Raw genomic sequence first — 16,139 nt, forward strand, 5'->3', positions numbered from 1 at the left:
ATACCGTGACAAACAAATTGAAATTGTAACAGAAATAAGAAAACATCTATGAATCTTGTTTATTTGAATTAAATAAAGACTCATAGGTATACAGTTCGACTTCATTACATCATTTTAAGGGGGATCACAATGGGAGATACGAAGCATACTGGACCAATGAAAATGACAAAAAAGCCTGACCCGAGTCTTTGGGCAAGCAAAGTGCCATTCGGATTGGGTAAAATCAAACCACACCATATTCGCGACACGATGAAGGTCGTTTGGGAAAACAAGGATAACCTACCATATGCCACACGTATTTTAACCAAAGGGGTTTGTGACGGCTGTGCGTTAGGGGTATCTGGCTTGCAGGATCAAACATTAAAGGGACCGCATCTATGTACAACTCGACTCAATGTATTGCGCCTCAATACAATGAAAGCGATTAAACCTGATATCCTTCACAAGGACATTGATGAACTAAGAGAGATGGATAGCACTGAGCTTCGTCAACTCGGACGCATCCCTTATCCACTTATCAGAAAACCTGGTGATCGGACATTTAGTCGCCTGTCATGGGATGATGCCCTTGATATCGTTGCAAATAAAATGAAAGCGATTCATCCTAAGCAATCTGGTTTTTATTTAACGTCTCGCGGCATTACAAATGAATCGTATTATGTAGCTGCTAAAGTCGCACGATTTTTAGGAACGAACAATATTGATAATGCGTCACGCATCTGTCATTCTCCTTCTAAAACAGCACTCAGCCGTTCACTTGGTATTGGAGCATCCAGCTGTAACTATAAAGACTGGATTGGCTCAGACGTCCTCGTATTTTGGGGATCCGTCGCTGCAAACAATCAACCCGTTTCAACAAAATATATGTATGCTGCAAAACGAAAAGGAACAAAAATCATTATTATCAATCCGTATCATGAACCAGCAATGGATGAATATTGGATCCCTTCCATTGCTGAATCGGCACTGTTCGGAACAAAAATTGCCGATGATGTGTACCAGGTCAATATTGGCGGGGACATTGCCTTTATGCACGGCATTATGAAGCACTGGTTTGATATGGAGGAAGCAGAACATGGATCTGCCATTGACCATGATTTTGTAAAGGCACATGTGAACAATTATGATGCATTAAAGGAAACCGTCGCACAATATGATTGGGAACAGCTCGAACAATCGTCTGGATTATCAAAAGAACGCATGAAAGAATTGGCACTACTGCTTGCCAAATCAAAATCCGCTGTTTTCGTCTGGTCAATGGGACTCACTCAGCACCGTTTTGGAACCGACAACGTATCACAGGTTGCGAACTTAGCTCTCCTCCGTGGGTTCATCGGTCGTGAACATTGTGGTGTCATGCCAATTAGAGGTCATTCTGGTGTTCAAGGCTCTGGTGAAATGGGCGCAGATCCATTTGTGCTACCTGGCGGGGACATGAACGAGAAAAACCGCAAACGCATTGGTGATATTTGGGGCTTTGACATCCCTGAATGGCAAGGGGATATCGTCGGTGTATCACTTGAAAACGCCTTACTACCTGACGACCATGAACGTCAGCTAAAGCTTTATTATATGTCAGGCGGTAATTTCCTTGAGACGATGCCAGAACCAGAATTTGTCCAGAAATGTCTGGAGCAAATTGACGTCCGTGTCCACCAAGACATCATTTTAAATACATCAACACTCCTTGATGCCAAAGAAGCTGTTGTTGTTCTGCCGGCAATGACACGTTATGAACAGCCTGGTGGAGGAACATCGACATCAACTGAACGCATGGTCTATTTTTCACCTGAAATTAAAGGGCCGCGAATTGAAGAAGCACGCTCCGAATGGGAAATATACGTTGACCTTGCAAAACGGATCAAACCAGAACAAGCCGACTTAATTGATTTTAAACATGCGGATGATATTAGGGCGGAAATTGCCCAAGCAAATCCGAATTATAACGGCATTCAACATCTTAAAGAGCAGGGGGATGTCTTTCAATGGGGCGGTGCATGGCTCTGTGAAGGCGGCATTTGTCCAACTCCAGACGGTAAAGGCAATTTAATCTCCGTAGAAATACCTGAATTGCGTAAGCCTGAAGGCCATTTTTATGTTACAACAAGACGCGGCAAGCAATTTAATTCAATGATTTACAGTGACAAAGATCCCTTCAACGATGCTGACCGCTATGACATTCTAATGAATGCAGAAAACGGTCAAAAGCATAATATTCGTGAAGGTGATGCGATCGTTGCCTACAACACATTCGGAACATTTACAGGTCGGGCTAAATTTGTTGATGTGAAAACTGGAAATATAGAAGTGCACTGGCCAGAAGGAAACGTGTTAATTCCTAAAGGCGTCTATGAATCTTATGCAGGAATCCCAGAGTATAATACGGCCGTCGTCGTTGAGAAGGCTGAAACATATTACGCTCATAAAGATACAAAATATGTAGAAAAACGTGTAGAAGAGCTTGAAATGGAGATGAGCTAACATCATAAAACGAGGACCCATGGCCCAATTACTCAGCGCATGGGTCCTGTTTCATTGAATGTTTAAGGAAGGTGATCCGATGGATGAAACGGTAAAACAAGATTGGCATATTATTAGATTCCACAATGAATCCGATTGTACGAAAATAGATCAGGTCGCAACGGAGTATCCTTTAACGATCATGTTAAACGGTGAAGAATTTGCAACAATGGTATGCTCGCCAACTGACCTGGATGCACTCGTTGTCGGCTTTCTCGCCTCTGAAGGCGTCATTCGTACATATGCAGAAATTCGATCGCTGCACATTGATCGCTCTAGAGGGTTCGCACACGTTGAACTTCATAAGCACATTCAGCCACACGATATTGACCATTCAAAACGGGTCATCGGTTCTTGCTGTGGTAAAAGCCGACAATTCTATTTTAAAAGTGATGTCAAAACAGCTAAAACCGTCATGAGTCGGCTGTCTATTCATGCGTCACAATGCTATCGCTTAATGAGCGCGCTACAAGCGCAATCCGAGGATTTTCAAGAAACGGGCGGTGTTCATAATGCAGCACTCTGTACCGTGAATGAACTTTTAACTGTGCGTACCGACATTGGACGTCATAATGCACTTGATAAAATTTATGGCCAAATTCTCTATGAACGTATCCCTTTAAAGGATAAACTCATCGCATTTAGCGGCCGTGTATCCTCGGAGGTCCTTCTAAAAATATCGAAAATTGGTGTTGGAATAATCATATCCAAATCAGCACCGACAGATTTGGCTCTTAAGTTAGCAGAAGATCTCGGCATTACAGTCATTGGATTTGCCAGAGGCCGTGTCATGAATATTTATACACATCCGACGCGCATTATCGAGGCTCAACAAACAACAGTTGCACTAGAAAAGGACCATTCAACAAACGATCAACACGATTCCGAACACCAATAACTGGATGGCCGACATTCCAAAATTAGAACACCATTTTAAAAGGCTGAGACAAAATATGATGTCCCAGCCTTTTCCCTTTCACTCCTACCAATCTGCTGTCATTCCTTTATTGAAGCTACTGTATATAGCTTCCTTCAGCATATCTTTTGTAAAGTCGGGGAAATACACATCACTAAAGTAAAACATCGACATCGATGATTGCCACAATAAAAAATTGCTGACACGCTTTTCGCCACCAGTTCGAATAATTAAATCTGGATCTGGTAAGTCACCTGTATACAAGTAATCATGAAAGAGCTCTTCATTAATATCGTCTATGCTAAGGTTGTTGTTCTTCACTTCTCGCAGCACGCCGCATACAGCTTGAACAATATCCGCTCTACCACCATAATTAAATGCGAAATTGACGATAATACCGTCATTACTTTTCGTCTGATCAACAGCTTTTAATAGCGCGTCTTTCGTTGCAGCTGGTAAGGTCGCTATGTTCCCAGAAATACGTATTTGGCAATTTCTTCTTATAAATTCAGGAAGCTTTTGTTTAAAATACCTAACCGGTAAATGCATTAAATAATTGACTTCATCTTTTGGACGCGACCAATTTTCCGATGAAAATGCATACAAGGTTATCACCTTTATACCGAGTTCAATGCCCGCATCAATAACCTGTTCCATCGCTTGCACACCAGCATAGTGCCCTTCACTTCGCGTCAATCCTCTTTGCTTTCCCCATCTTCCGTTCCCATCCATAATAATCGCTACATGATCTGGTATTGAACCGTTCATGTGTATGCCCCCTCATCCTTCTAAAAATATCTTTAACGACGTCACAACGTTTTTCATTCTTTCAATTGAAGGTTATTCAAGCGCTCGACCGTCTTACTTTTTACAACATTGAATGATTGCCACCCCTGCTCAGCTATGACAGGTAGCTCTTCCATTTTAATTTGAAGCACTTCTTTTAGACCAGGATAATCCGGGTTTTGCTCATAAAGAGTCATTAAGCCATCAACCCCCGTCCATGACAGAGCCTCCATATATTCAATATCTATTTTATGAGTTTCTGCATAACGCTCTAAGTTACTTGTAACAACTATTTGTTCAAGATTAATCGCATGAATCCCAGTATAAAATACGAGGCCAACAATGAGATAGAAATGAAGTAGTGCCAACCGTTCAATCCAAATTCGAATGAACGTATAAGCAAAAATAACCATTAAAAAGATCATGAATATATGAGCCAACAACCGTTCAACTGTAAAACCATATGCTGCTTCATACATTAAAAGCCTTTGAAAAGCGGAAACGAGCATAATGACACTTGAAGTCACAAGCAAAACATACATCCCTCGTAAAGCGATCTTGAATGAAGAAGTTGATTGTTTAACTAGCTTCAGAAAAACAACTAACAAGGTTAAGTTCACAACCGTTACAGAAATAAGTTCAAAAAAGCCCCGTCTCGCATAAGACGCATACGTAAAACCTGGTTGTAATGATTGCCCAAAGAAATATTTAAACTGAACGATTACAAATAAAATATAGACAGCATTTAATATTAAAAGAATCGTCAGTGCTGTCACCTCGTTCAAGCTAAAATCAAAGGATTGGTTGTTACGTTTGAGCGAACGAGGTGTCTCAGGACGTTTAAGCACTTGGAAAAGCGCAAAAAACAATAAACCTAATCCAACCGCAAGACATGTTCTAACGATCACTTCTAATTGATTGAACCCGATAATATGAGTTGACAGACTCACAACAACGTTTTGGAACTGATCATCTGCAAGCATTAATAAACCTGTCATCCCTATAAATAAAGGTACACCTATTGCAACACCTAAAACGACATGCTTGATCGTTCGTGTCTGTTCTTTTCCTAAGCCTTTTAATAACCAACGACCACACGTCCATATCAAAGAAAAAGCGTAAATACATATCTCTTTAAGCTTTTTCAAAAGCAACGTTATAAAGCTCAGTTTACTCCATTGAATCTCATTTGGACTTGTAATCGTAACGACATGAACAAAGATGAGTGTTGGGATTAGGAGCATATTTAATTGACGAAACAACACCGTATCATAAACTGCAAAAGAGGCGGCCAATAACCAAATTGATCCCATTAGAAGAAGGCCTATGCGGCGATTCGTAAATGAGAGACGAACTTTAGCAAATAACACACTATAAAATCCTGTAATAAACACAAGAAACGAGATACCTACATATCCATGAAAAAAGCTTTGTTCTGCAAGTAGTCCTAACCCTAGACACATGATCATAAACACAATATTTCTATAGCGCATTCGCACATTCCTCACTCCCAACATTGTCGCCTATATACATAGAATTTCTATGTATATAAGCAGAAATCACCTTTCTTTCACAATAAATGACTTCTGTCTATGATACCGACGCTTTCTTGCCCCATTTATACCCTAATAAAGATACCGGATACAGACCAGCTGTCAATACGACACAAAGTAAAATAAAAGATACATTTAACAGTGGTTCAAACCAATTATGTGGAATCACCTTGAAAATAATCAAATACATAAATATAACATTTGGTACTATAGACAATAAAAACGTTCTCTTAAGAAGCTTGCGTCCACTATGGCCAAATTCTCGGCCAATCTCATAACCTAATAAGCCCCAAAACAATATATAAATCGTCATAACGATTGACGCCATATCTGTCAATATCGACCAAATGATCGATATCCATTGCCAATGAAACACATTATAGCTTAACGTTAACAATCCGCCACCTATAAAAAGGGCTACATTTAACAGAACAAACAACCATTGCATTTTTCTAGGTGTTAATTGAGCGTCTGCTTTCCAAGCGTCTGCTATTTCCTTTGGCGTCCCAAGCGTATCGACTAAAAACTGATAAGCATGGTGTTCGTCAAATCGTCCTTCATTAAGGGCCTCTTGGACATGTGTTTCATATTCTTTCATAATGGCGACTTTGTTCGGATGATGACGAATAGCCTTTTCCAATTCTCGAAGAAACGCGTCCTTCTCATTTGTCATGACTCACTTCTTCCAATCAAATTGTTCATCATCTTTACATAGCGATACCATTCATTCGTACGTTCTTCAAGAATGAGCTCACCTTCAGGCGTAATGCGATAATATTTTCGTGCCGGCCCCTTTGGCTGCTCCTTCCAATAGTGCTCAACGTATGCCTGCTTTTCCAGTTTGTGTAAGGCAGGATAGAGCGTACCTTCTTTCATTTGCAAGTGATGCTCACTACGCCGATCCATTTCCTTCACAAGCTCATAGCCGTACATATCACGTTCATTTAATAACTGAAGAACAAGCAGTGACGTGCTGCCTTTTACAAGTTCGCGATTAAACATATCATCACCTACCTAGATATTATAGGTATGTGTATTATATCCAATACAAAGATACTTGTAAACATCTTATATGAGATCGGTTATCTATAATTCCATATTATTTGCTGATCAATGCATGTTCTCTAAATACAAGTAGGTCTAAAGTCCCTTTTTGTGTTAAAATTAAGATAAGCAACACATGTTCATCTAAAAAGGGGGTTCAAAATTGGAAACAGCTAAAATTCACTCACGTGAAAATGTACTCATAGCAAAAATAAAGATGACCCTATTAAGCTGGAAGCAGCGTCACATCCTACCTGAGGGTGAACTCTATTCTTTTCTGCAATCAATTTATGAAGTAGCTGAAACAGAAGGACTCGAAGACTTTATGGAAATATCCGCTGCCAAACTCAAACAGCTTGATGAACATAGCAGTCGTATATGGAAATTTAATGAAGCATTTGAATTACTGACTGAACTATTGATGGATACTCCTTTTAATGACAGCATGAGCATGCCTTATTTACCTCATTCATCTATTGTGGCAGATCATTTAATTCTCATTATTGATGAAGATACTCATTTTACAAGCTATATGAAAGACCACCTTGAAAAGCACGGTTTTCATGTCCTCGTTGCCTTTACTTGGGCAAAAGGACTTGAGCAATTTTATACGATGCGACCTAATCTTGTTCTTATTGACATTAATTTTTCGAAAAAACACCATACGATCGTTCTTGAAAAGATGATTAGTGCAGCTAAAAAAACACTTATTCCGATCGCTGTTATGAGTGAAAACGATACAATTGAACAGAGACAGCTTACGTTTACAATGGGCGCTACTGATTTTATTGCAAAACCGGTCAAAATGGATTTAATTATACCGTATATTATTAATAGACTTGATTTGAGCAAACATATACAAAACTCCATTCACGTGGACGAACTGACGAATGCGTATACTCGAAAGCACATGAATCACATTCTTAAAAATACATTTAACACATATAAGCGTCACAAGCGCCCTTTTACAATTGCCATTATTGACATTGATCACTTCAAACGTGTCAACGATACATACGGGCACCTTGTAGGTGATGATGTTTTGAAACAACTTGCAAACATGATCCATCAAATGACAAGGGAAACAGGAGAACTTTTTCGTTATGGCGGTGAAGAATTTGTTATTTTGTTCCCTGATACAGATGCTAAACAAGCCAAAGCAGTTTTAGAGCGGATTCGGCGGGCATTTAGCTGGGAAACATTTGTATGTCTGGACGAAACATTTAATGTTACATTTTCAGGTGGTATATGTGAAGTTACTGAAGACCACACGGGGCCTGCACATTTATTAGAGAACGCTGATCACGCACTTTATTTTAGTAAATCATCGGGAAGAAACCAAGTCTCTACTTATAATTTTTTTAATAGCCAATCAATTGTTCAAACATTACGCTTTATCATTGTTGATTCGGATCCAATGATTAGAAGTTTATTTAGAAGTATAGTAAAGCAAATAGACCTTGGAACAGGAATCGTCATTAAAGTGGAATGCTATGAAGATGGACATCTGTTTCTTGATTCATCATGGTATACACAAGACGATAAATATATGATTCTTTTAGATGATAATCTTAACGAAGATTTTAAATTTGATATATTAAGCAAGGTAAGACAGGATTATCCTGACGACCGTATTGTTATAGCGATGATGTCCGAGCACCCTGCCGAATCAACGATCATTGATGCTTTAAAACTAGGAGCAGACGATTATTTTTTAAAGCCTTTTAGTCTATCAAACATCAAAACAAGAATAGAACGACTCATTCAAAATATTTTGTTCACTTAGCAAGAAAACGTTACCATTAATACTTTTTATACACATTAGACTATTCAATCTGATATAATAGTGTTAAAACTAAGATAAAAAGAGGGCTGAATTATGTGGTTAAAAAATGTATTTATGGGACTTTCTCAAAACCAAGCCTTAAATAAACTGGCTCAAAAATATGGTTTCAAGCTAGGGGCTCAATCGGTTGTTGCTGGAACAGACATTCCGGAAATGATTGAAAGCGTTAAATCACTTAATGCACAAGGCATATCGGCAACCGTTGATAATCTTGGTGAATTCGTATGTGAAGAATCAGAAGCCATTGCAGCAAAAAAGCAGATTTTGCTTGTGCTAGAAGCGATCCATGAGCATGATGTTGATGCACATATTTCGTTGAAACCAACACAGCTCGGACTAGATATTGATTATGAGTTTTGCTTAAATAACTTAAAGGAAATTGTTGCAAAAGCGCATGAGTATAATATATTTATTAATATGGATATGGAGGACTATGGTCACTTGCAGCCATCTTTTGATATATTTGATACACTGGCTGCACAATATGATAATATCGGTACTGTCATCCAAGCCTATTTCTTTGATTCTGTCGACTTGATTCAAACCTATAAGGACAAGCGGCTTCGAATCGTAAAAGGAGCCTATAAAGAATCCTCCGATGTTGCTTGGCAAAACAAAAAGCAAATTGATAAAAACTATCTTAAGTTAATCGAATATCATTTATTGAGTGGTCAATTCACCTCTATTGGAACACACGATCATCATATTATTAACCATGTGAAGCAATTTGTAGAAGAAAACAATATACCTAAGGATAAGTTTGAATTTCAAATGCTTTATGGCTTTCGTAAGGATATGCAGCTGCAACTCGCTAACGAAGGCTATCTTTTCTGTACATATGTGCCTTTTGGAAACGATTGGTACGGATATTTTATGCGCCGACTGGCTGAGCGCCCACAAAATTTAAATTTAATCACAAAGCAAGTATTTAATAAAAAAACGAACACAGCGTTGGCAATTGTTGCTGGTGCCTTAATGCTAGGTAAGCTCGTGAAACGTAAAAAAGCAAAATAATTATAGCGAAGAATCTGGGACAAAAAAATTTTACTGAATGGAAATACGAACAATACCACCGCTCCGGAAATATACTACGCTTTCCGCGGGCGGCTGGTGAGCCTCGGGCCAACAGGAAGTTGGTCATGAAGGCGTTGCGACAGGACGTCGCGATTTTAGCCTTCCTTCCCCACGCACTGCGGGGTCTCGCCTAGGCCTCTCCTCCCGCCGGAGTCTACGTATATTTCCGGAGCTAATGTTGAGCATTATCCGTCTTTTGCGTTAATAATTAATAAGTTATGTCCCAACCAATTCGTCTCGTAGCATATTTCACATCTTCGTACAAAAATGGATTAAGAATGGATAAATCATATCCCCCACAACATACTAACCATAATAGACTTAGAAGGAGGGTTATGATGAGCAAAGGTAAAAAGAAAAAAAATAAAAGTAAAGAAGAACTAAATGATATGAAGGACGATAAAAAATATCGCCAAAACCGCCCACCGCGATAATGAGTGAAGCTCTTGCTTTTGAATCATTCGAGCACTGGACTTCCAGTGTTCCTTTTTTATAATATTGGCTTATTAAACGATATGCACTCCTTTATATTACCATTCAACTATCACATTATTTTTATCGTCTAAAATTTTATAATGAAGAGATTGGGTCTGTTCATATAAGTGTTGGGGTAATTTTTCATAAACTATATTTGTTTTTGTTATTTTAACATTGGAATTATATATAACATTACCATCTTCATCTTTTAGAGAATAACTAACTGTTTTAGCGTTGGGATAATTAAAAACACCTCCCCATAATGCACCAAATGAGTTTCTTCCAACTGAAGTAACTTTAATAATTTCATATTTATTTGATAAATCTAAACTTTGAGCGTGTTCTCCAGTCCCTGAGTCATATTTATACCCTGATTTTTCCTTTAAAAAAGTATTTAAACTTAACATTGGGTTCCCTGCATAATCTTCACTTAAAAAGAGGACAACATTGTCGGTATCGTCTTGGAATAATATTTCAACATTCTCTCTACCATTCTTCTCTATCGCATCAAATAGTGTAGCTGATGAACATCCTCCTAAAGTCATTGCAAGTATAATAAATAGTAGAAAAAATAACCTCATAACCATCCCCCAATATAATAGCGTATTCAAGTATCCTGTTTCGTTAGTTGAACAAGCAGTATGTTTATATCGTGAATCTAGATAACCTAAGTGTATCATACATTTAGAAATTTTGTAAAATTACCTTTAATCACTTTAACAGCGCCATAATATTAAAAAGCACAAAAGAGTAGTTCGAGGATAAACTACTCTTTTTATAAATGTAGAATCTGAAGCGGGGCTGCATAAAACGCGGGCGTACTGCCGGTATCACACTTTTTGTGCGTGACAATCCGCTTTTAAGGCATGAGGGGATACAAGTGCCTAGATATGCAAAGCGATCGTACCGACAAACACATAATTGACTTTAAGGTAACAATCCATTTAATCTATTGTTTATCATGGTCGTGAACGTTTGGTGAGTCGGTACTGAGTCAAACAACTGTGTAACTTTTGAATTGGTTGAGGCAACCATATTAATGAGTTGGGCAATAAATTCCTCTTGTTGGTGGGATTTGATTTGCAGCTGAGTGAGGAATCTATCTTGATGTGTTATTTTGTTTTCTAGTTCATCGAGGCGATCTTGAAGCGTGTTCAGTTTAGTATTCATGGACCTCAATTGATGTTCGACATGAATATTTAAGATTTGCTCATCTAAAGTTTGCTTTATTAGTAATCGGGACATGTCACACCTCCTTTCTCTTGCCTTCATGTATATCATAAACAAGACTAAAGGCCTAACATCATTTTTCAAAAATTGAGCACCGGTTCGACACATATAGCCATAAAACAAAGCATATTTCGCATAAGTCCTTAAAAATGAGTGTGCTTTCACAAAAATAGTCGTTTTTGTGAAAAAAATCGCAAACCATGCGACATTTTTCGACTTGTGCCGATGACGTTAAATCCGATGAGCTCTAAGATAAAACGAAAAAACTAGGGCAAAAACGTAAAATGATTAACGTTAGACAAACAATATACTCCGTTAACCTCAACCGAGGATTGTTCATCTTTTAGGTATAGTCGCCTTTGCCCTAGCCTAGTCTACAGTACTGCTTGGATTTAACGATTCAGCTTATCTGGAATTGCATGAATTGATGCAATAAGAATGTTAAGCTTGCCTTCAATTCGGTGCAGGAGATAAAATGTCACTGCAATTGGAAAACCGACCTCAGTGACAAATGATACCCAATGCTCCATCATGTTCAGACCTCCCAGCATTTTAATTTGACGTATTCATTAAAACAACCATGATGTCAGGTCGCATATCACATGCAGTCCCTCCACCATGGTTGTTCTGAATAACATGTTCGACTAAATCATGTTAACATTATAGGCCGAGTTCAATATCCTCGACAATGCGCTCTACAAGGCGGGCGCTCTTTTTTTCAACAATATTACCACCTGTTGATGTGAATGCGTTCTGGACAATAATTTCATCCATAGCTTGATTAACCTCTGATGCATTGACAGGTTCAACTGGTTTATCAAGTGTATACGTTACGGTTTTTCCTTCTTCGTTCATAAATTTCAATTCTAATTTCTTCATACAATCACCCCCTCCTTGTCAGATTCTTAATGAATCCTTTTTAGTGGTCCTTTAAGCTTGACGGATGTTCGATGTGTCTCGACGTTCAATGTTCGTTAACGGTCTTTGCTGCAAGACAACCAGTGCGTTTGCAATAGCAAACAGCTGATCCGCAGTTGCACTCGTTTTAATGTTATTGAAGGTTTTCGTTTTATAAATCGGTTCTCCTGTCACTAAGTCATCACCATCATAAAGAACGAGCTGCAACGAAGAGTTGACTTTATCTGCGATTGCCATATATGTCACCTCCTTTCACCACTACATTCGAGTAGAAGATGAAAAAAGGGGCATCGGCTTTTAATAATAAAATACGATTGCGTAATTTTCCCCACAACAAATAAGCTGGGACAAAGATGTTTAACCAAATTGAAAATCCGAACAATACGACAACGATCGCTCCGGACATATACATTGCGTATTTTACGCCTACTGTACTGCGGTGTCTTGCCTATTTTCTACCGCAAACATCTTCTGTATATGTCCGGAACTAGATTGAGCATTGTTCGTGTATATGGTTAAACTTCCAGTTGTCCCAGCCTTGTAAGCTATCTCCTCTTATAGTATATTTAGGCATTAATTTTAATCTATTCTAAGTGATTTTTTAACATACATTCAACTATAACTCCGTTACCTTTCACTGCAGGCGGACGCTTTCCGCGGGCACGGCCTCAGCCTCCTCGAGGAAGACCACCTCTGCGGGGTCTTCGGACTCGTGCTGTTCCCGCTGGAGTCGCCACCTTCCGTTTCAGGTAACTAAGTGTGTGCATCTTCCGGGAGCAGCTAACTCCTAGTACTTAATATAAGACTCCTAAATCATTAAACTTAGTTGTCATACCCAAATTTATAAGAATGAAATACTCGCTTTTTTCGCAATAACTATTGACTATATAGTCAGCCTCTTCTTAAGATATAATGACGATCATGAGTTAATTCGATGAAATAATCTTCATAAACCGCGTTACTATATAAGCAGTTAATCCCCAAATCACGCGGTCTTCATACTGATAAAACAGTTCATCAAGATGACGCTTATGCCAGTTATAATTTTCTCCACCTTGGATTAAATCAAAGGGAAAATTTTTCTCAGGAATCGGCTCAAATGCGACTTGATATAGATCTGGTATTGTTTCTTGGAAAAACGTGAGTGGCACTGTAAAAACATGATCTACTTCCGCTTGATTTGGACGGATGACGGACAAATCTTGGACAAAACCAGTAAAAAGGTGAATCATGCGCCCTTCCGAAATAAAATACCCTAATGCCTGAACGTGTTTGATGTGAGAAGCTGATATGCCTAATTCTTCACACGTTTCTCTAACAGCACATGCTTGAGCATTTGCATCTATCTTTTCAAGTCTGCCCCCTGGAAAACACACATCCCCTGGCTGGCTCCGCATATTTAATGCACGTACTTCAAACAATAAATGAGCTTCCCCATCTACATTGGTGATTGGTATGAGGATGCCGTATTCACGATAATCTTCTTGTCCGAGTATTGTTGGTGTATGATATAGTAGCCTTTGAATGATATCTTCTGGACTCAACTTATTACCTCCATTAGCTTATGCTATCATACTAGTATACGATAAATAGCACTGCAAGTTAATGAGGTTATAGCTATTCTATTGAAAGATCAAACAATTAATGAATATGTTGCGCAACCGCCCTAGCGTTTTCAAGGTATCCTCGGGTTATCATGAACACAATATTAAGTTCTTGCACAATTGTTTACACTCTTTGTCATAGCAATTTTAGCCTTAGATTGCCATTTGACTGGTTAATCATTATGATATTAACATAGACTTACAGCTCTTAAAATGTACATTCGTGTAAGAAAGCAGGGATTTATGTGCTCACTATCGATCATTTATACCAATCATTTGGTGAGAAAGTATTGTTTAATAACATTTCATTTATTATTGGAGATAAAGAACGTATCGGATTAATCGGTGTGAACGGTACAGGAAAGTCCAGCTTACTGAAAGCAATTGCTGGCGTTGAAAAACCGGAAAAAGGGCACATTAAAACACCAGGTGATTACCATATTGAGTATTTGCCTCAAGAAGTAACACTTGATCCTTCATTAAGTGTCATTGAACAAATTTACTATGGTGATTCTGAAATAATGACATTAATGCGCCGATATGAGCATGCACTCATAGCGCTCCAAAATGATCCAAATAATGCTACAGCTCAAACAACATTGCTTAAGCGCCAGCAGGAAATGGATGAGATGGATGCCTGGGAAGCGAACACACAAGCTAAAACAATTTTAACAAAGCTTGGCATTACTGATTTCCACAAACCAATCACACAGCTTTCAGGTGGACAAAAGAAACGTATTGCCATTGCTAAGGCACTCATTCAGCCGGCTGACTTGCTCATACTTGATGAACCGACAAACCATCTTGATAACATGACGGTCCAGTGGCTAGAGCATTATTTACAACACTATTCTGGCTCACTTCTGCTTGTCACTCACGATCGATACTTTTTAAATCGAGTTACGAGCCGGATTTTTGAACTCGACAATGGTCAGCTTTATACGTACGAAGGCAACTACGAAATATTTCTTGAAAAAAAAGCGGAACGAGAAGCTTTAGAAATCCAAAATGAAACTAAGCATCAGAATACGTTAAGACGAGAATTGGAATGGCTCAAACGTGGCGCCAAAGCACGTTCAACAAAGCAAAAAGCCCGTAAAGATAGAATTGCTGACTTACAGAAAAAAACGTTCAATACGGATTCACAACAGGTCACATTTCAAACAGGCTCTAGTCGCCTTGGTAAAAAGGTAATTGAAATGACCGATATTTCAAAAGCCTATAACGACAATGTTTTGCTCAAAGACTTCAGCGAATTAATTATACCTTATGACCGTATCGGTATTATTGGACCAAACGGCTCTGGAAAAACGACATTATTAAATATGATGGCGCAGCGTGTGCAACCTGATTCAGGCAGTATTGACATCGGTTCAACTGTGAAAATCGGTTATTATACACAAGGCGAAGAAGAGTTAGATGGGGACCAACGCATTATCGACTATATTAAAGACGTAGCTGAAGTCATCCATACGAGTGAAGGCACCGTCATTACTGCTGAACAAATGCTAGAACGATTTTTGTTTTCGCGCGCTCAGCAATGGACATATATACGTAGATTATCAGGTGGCGAGCGAAGGCGCTTGTATTTACTAAAGATATTGATGCATGAGCCAAACGTGCTATTCTTAGATGAACCGACAAACGACTTAGACACACAAACACTCAGTGTCCTCGAGCATTATCTAGAACATTTTCCAGGTGTCGTCATAACCGTTTCACACGATCGTTATTTTCTCGATCGTGTCATTGATCGACTCATTATTTTTAAAGATAATGGCCAAATTACTCGTTTCATTGGAACGTATAGCGCGTATGTAGAAACACAGTCGAATGATGAAATAAAAACCAGTACGAAGATCGAGACGAGCTCGAATGATACAACGAAGGAACCAGTAAGGCGAAAGAAATCAAAAACAAAGTTGTCTTATCATGAGCAAAAAGAATGGGATGTTATTGAAGATGACATTACCGCATTAGAAGAAACAATCGATCAACTGCAGTCTGACATTAATGAGGCGGGTAGCGATGCAGAAAAAGCACAAGAGCTTTTCCAAATGCAGCAAGAAGCCGAACAACAGTTGGAAGATAAAATGACACGCTGGGAAGAACTATCCCTGCTTGTAGAAGCATTAAAACGTGAAGGTTAACGATTAAGGATTCGCATTTCA

16 protein-coding genes are annotated in these 16,139 nt (G+C 38.8%); 5 read left to right on the forward strand and 11 right to left on the reverse strand.

The window, feature by feature from the left end:
• Positions 1-129: 129 nt before the first annotated feature.
• Positions 130-2,481, forward strand: a complete 2,352-nt coding sequence (locus HPC67_RS03875; RefSeq protein WP_217586105.1) for an FdhF/YdeP family oxidoreductase — start codon at positions 130-132, stop codon at positions 2,479-2,481.
• A 79-nt stretch (positions 2,482-2,560) separates the two neighbouring features.
• A complete protein-coding gene (gene fdhD / locus HPC67_RS03880; RefSeq protein ID WP_217586106.1) occupies positions 2,561-3,418 on the forward strand; it encodes a formate dehydrogenase accessory sulfurtransferase FdhD in 858 nt (285 codons plus the stop codon).
• Positions 3,419-3,502: 84 nt separating this feature from the next.
• Here fdhD and uppS read toward each other — a convergent pair whose 3' ends face one another.
• From uppS to HPC67_RS03900, 4 genes are all read right to left on the reverse strand, one after another.
• A complete protein-coding gene (uppS, locus tag HPC67_RS03885) occupies positions 3,503-4,204 on the reverse strand; it encodes an undecaprenyl pyrophosphate synthase (RefSeq protein WP_217586107.1) in 702 nt (233 codons plus the stop codon).
• 53 nt (positions 4,205-4,257) lie between these two features.
• Positions 4,258-5,715 carry a DUF4153 domain-containing protein gene (locus HPC67_RS03890; protein ID WP_217586108.1) on the reverse strand — a complete coding sequence of 486 codons (1,458 nt, stop codon included), beginning with the start codon at positions 5,713-5,715 and terminating at the stop codon, positions 4,258-4,260.
• A gap of 97 nt (positions 5,716-5,812) precedes the next feature.
• Complete coding sequence (locus tag HPC67_RS03895) at positions 5,813-6,448, reverse strand: DUF1700 domain-containing protein (RefSeq protein ID WP_217586109.1); 636 nt, start codon at positions 6,446-6,448, stop codon at positions 5,813-5,815.
• Positions 6,445-6,777 carry a PadR family transcriptional regulator gene (locus tag HPC67_RS03900; protein WP_217586110.1) on the reverse strand — a complete coding sequence of 111 codons (333 nt, stop codon included), beginning with the start codon at positions 6,775-6,777 and terminating at the stop codon, positions 6,445-6,447. Before HPC67_RS03900 ends, HPC67_RS03895 begins: the two co-directional genes overlap by 4 nt.
• 205 nt (positions 6,778-6,982) lie before the next feature.
• Here HPC67_RS03900 and HPC67_RS03905 point away from each other — a divergent pair, with 205 nt between their 5' ends.
• Together HPC67_RS03905 and HPC67_RS03910 are read left to right on the forward strand one after the other, a co-directional pair.
• Positions 6,983-8,605 carry a diguanylate cyclase gene (locus tag HPC67_RS03905; RefSeq protein WP_217586111.1) on the forward strand — a complete coding sequence of 541 codons (1,623 nt, stop codon included), beginning with the start codon at positions 6,983-6,985 and terminating at the stop codon, positions 8,603-8,605.
• Between the two features lie 93 nt (positions 8,606-8,698).
• Positions 8,699-9,679 (forward strand): proline dehydrogenase family protein, encoded by a 981-nt coding sequence (locus tag HPC67_RS03910; protein ID WP_217586112.1) that lies wholly within the window; start codon positions 8,699-8,701, stop codon positions 9,677-9,679.
• Positions 9,680-10,269: 590 nt separating this feature from the next.
• On the opposite strand, the gene HPC67_RS03915 is transcribed toward HPC67_RS03910, so the two are convergent.
• The 7 genes from HPC67_RS03915 to HPC67_RS03945 form a co-directional block, all read right to left on the reverse strand.
• On the reverse strand, positions 10,270-10,797 hold the full coding sequence (locus HPC67_RS03915) for a hypothetical protein (protein WP_217586113.1): 528 nt from the start codon (positions 10,795-10,797) through the stop codon (positions 10,270-10,272).
• Between the two features lie 346 nt (positions 10,798-11,143).
• Positions 11,144-11,461: a hypothetical protein gene (locus tag HPC67_RS03920; RefSeq protein WP_217586114.1), complete on the reverse strand. Its 318-nt coding sequence runs from the start codon at positions 11,459-11,461 to the stop codon at positions 11,144-11,146.
• A 377-nt stretch (positions 11,462-11,838) separates the two neighbouring features.
• The gene (locus HPC67_RS03925) at positions 11,839-11,976 is read right to left on the reverse strand and encodes a YvrJ family protein (protein WP_217586256.1); all 138 of its coding nucleotides are present in this window, start codon (positions 11,974-11,976) and stop codon (positions 11,839-11,841) included.
• 130 nt (positions 11,977-12,106) lie between these two features.
• On the reverse strand, positions 12,107-12,325 hold the full coding sequence (locus HPC67_RS03930; RefSeq protein WP_217586115.1) for a DUF2922 domain-containing protein: 219 nt from the start codon (positions 12,323-12,325) through the stop codon (positions 12,107-12,109).
• 51 nt (positions 12,326-12,376) lie between these two features.
• A complete protein-coding gene (locus tag HPC67_RS03935) occupies positions 12,377-12,601 on the reverse strand; it encodes a DUF1659 domain-containing protein (RefSeq protein WP_217586116.1) in 225 nt (74 codons plus the stop codon).
• Positions 12,585-12,776: a hypothetical protein gene (locus HPC67_RS03940; RefSeq protein WP_217586117.1), complete on the reverse strand. Its 192-nt coding sequence runs from the start codon at positions 12,774-12,776 to the stop codon at positions 12,585-12,587. The genes HPC67_RS03935 and HPC67_RS03940 overlap by 17 nt, the downstream gene beginning before the upstream one ends.
• Positions 12,777-13,290: 514 nt before the next feature.
• A complete protein-coding gene (locus tag HPC67_RS03945) occupies positions 13,291-13,908 on the reverse strand; it encodes an NUDIX hydrolase (RefSeq protein WP_217586118.1) in 618 nt (205 codons plus the stop codon).
• Positions 13,909-14,213: 305 nt separating this feature from the next.
• On the opposite strand from HPC67_RS03945, the gene HPC67_RS03950 reads away from it, so the two are divergent.
• Entirely contained in the window at positions 14,214-16,118 is a 1,905-nt protein-coding gene (locus HPC67_RS03950) for an ABC-F family ATP-binding cassette domain-containing protein (protein ID WP_217586119.1), read from the forward strand.
• Positions 16,119-16,139: the final 21 nt, after the last annotated feature.

The sequence above is a fragment of the Lentibacillus saliphilus genome (genome assembly GCF_019093865.1).
In the GTDB taxonomy this organism is placed as follows: domain Bacteria; phylum Bacillota; class Bacilli; order Bacillales; family Amphibacillaceae; genus Lentibacillus_B; species Lentibacillus_B saliphilus.

Bases quoted from the DNA above. Each gene is read 5' to 3' on its own strand.
- HPC67_RS03875 (WP_217586105.1), top strand. From the start codon at position 130: ATGGGAGATACGAAGCATACTGGACCAATGAAAATGACAAAAAAGCCT.
- fdhD (WP_217586106.1), top strand. From the start codon at position 2,561: ATGGATGAAACGGTAAAACAAGATTGGCATATTATTAGATTCCACAAT.
- uppS (WP_217586107.1), bottom strand. From the start codon at position 4,204: ATGAACGGTTCAATACCAGATCATGTAGCGATTATTATGGATGGGAAC.
- HPC67_RS03890 (WP_217586108.1), bottom strand. From the start codon at position 5,715: ATGCGCTATAGAAATATTGTGTTTATGATCATGTGTCTAGGGTTAGGA.
- HPC67_RS03895 (WP_217586109.1), bottom strand. From the start codon at position 6,448: ATGACAAATGAGAAGGACGCGTTTCTTCGAGAATTGGAAAAGGCTATT.
- HPC67_RS03900 (WP_217586110.1), bottom strand. From the start codon at position 6,777: ATGTTTAATCGCGAACTTGTAAAAGGCAGCACGTCACTGCTTGTTCTT.
- HPC67_RS03910 (WP_217586112.1), top strand. From the start codon at position 8,699: ATGTGGTTAAAAAATGTATTTATGGGACTTTCTCAAAACCAAGCCTTA.
- HPC67_RS03915 (WP_217586113.1), bottom strand. From the start codon at position 10,797: ATGAGGTTATTTTTTCTACTATTTATTATACTTGCAATGACTTTAGGA.
- HPC67_RS03920 (WP_217586114.1), bottom strand. From the start codon at position 11,461: ATGTCCCGATTACTAATAAAGCAAACTTTAGATGAGCAAATCTTAAAT.
- HPC67_RS03925 (WP_217586256.1), bottom strand. From the start codon at position 11,976: ATGGAGCATTGGGTATCATTTGTCACTGAGGTCGGTTTTCCAATTGCA.
- HPC67_RS03930 (WP_217586115.1), bottom strand. From the start codon at position 12,325: ATGAAGAAATTAGAATTGAAATTTATGAACGAAGAAGGAAAAACCGTA.
- HPC67_RS03935 (WP_217586116.1), bottom strand. From the start codon at position 12,601: ATGGCAATCGCAGATAAAGTCAACTCTTCGTTGCAGCTCGTTCTTTAT.
- HPC67_RS03940 (WP_217586117.1), bottom strand. From the start codon at position 12,776: ATGTATATGTCCGGAGCGATCGTTGTCGTATTGTTCGGATTTTCAATT.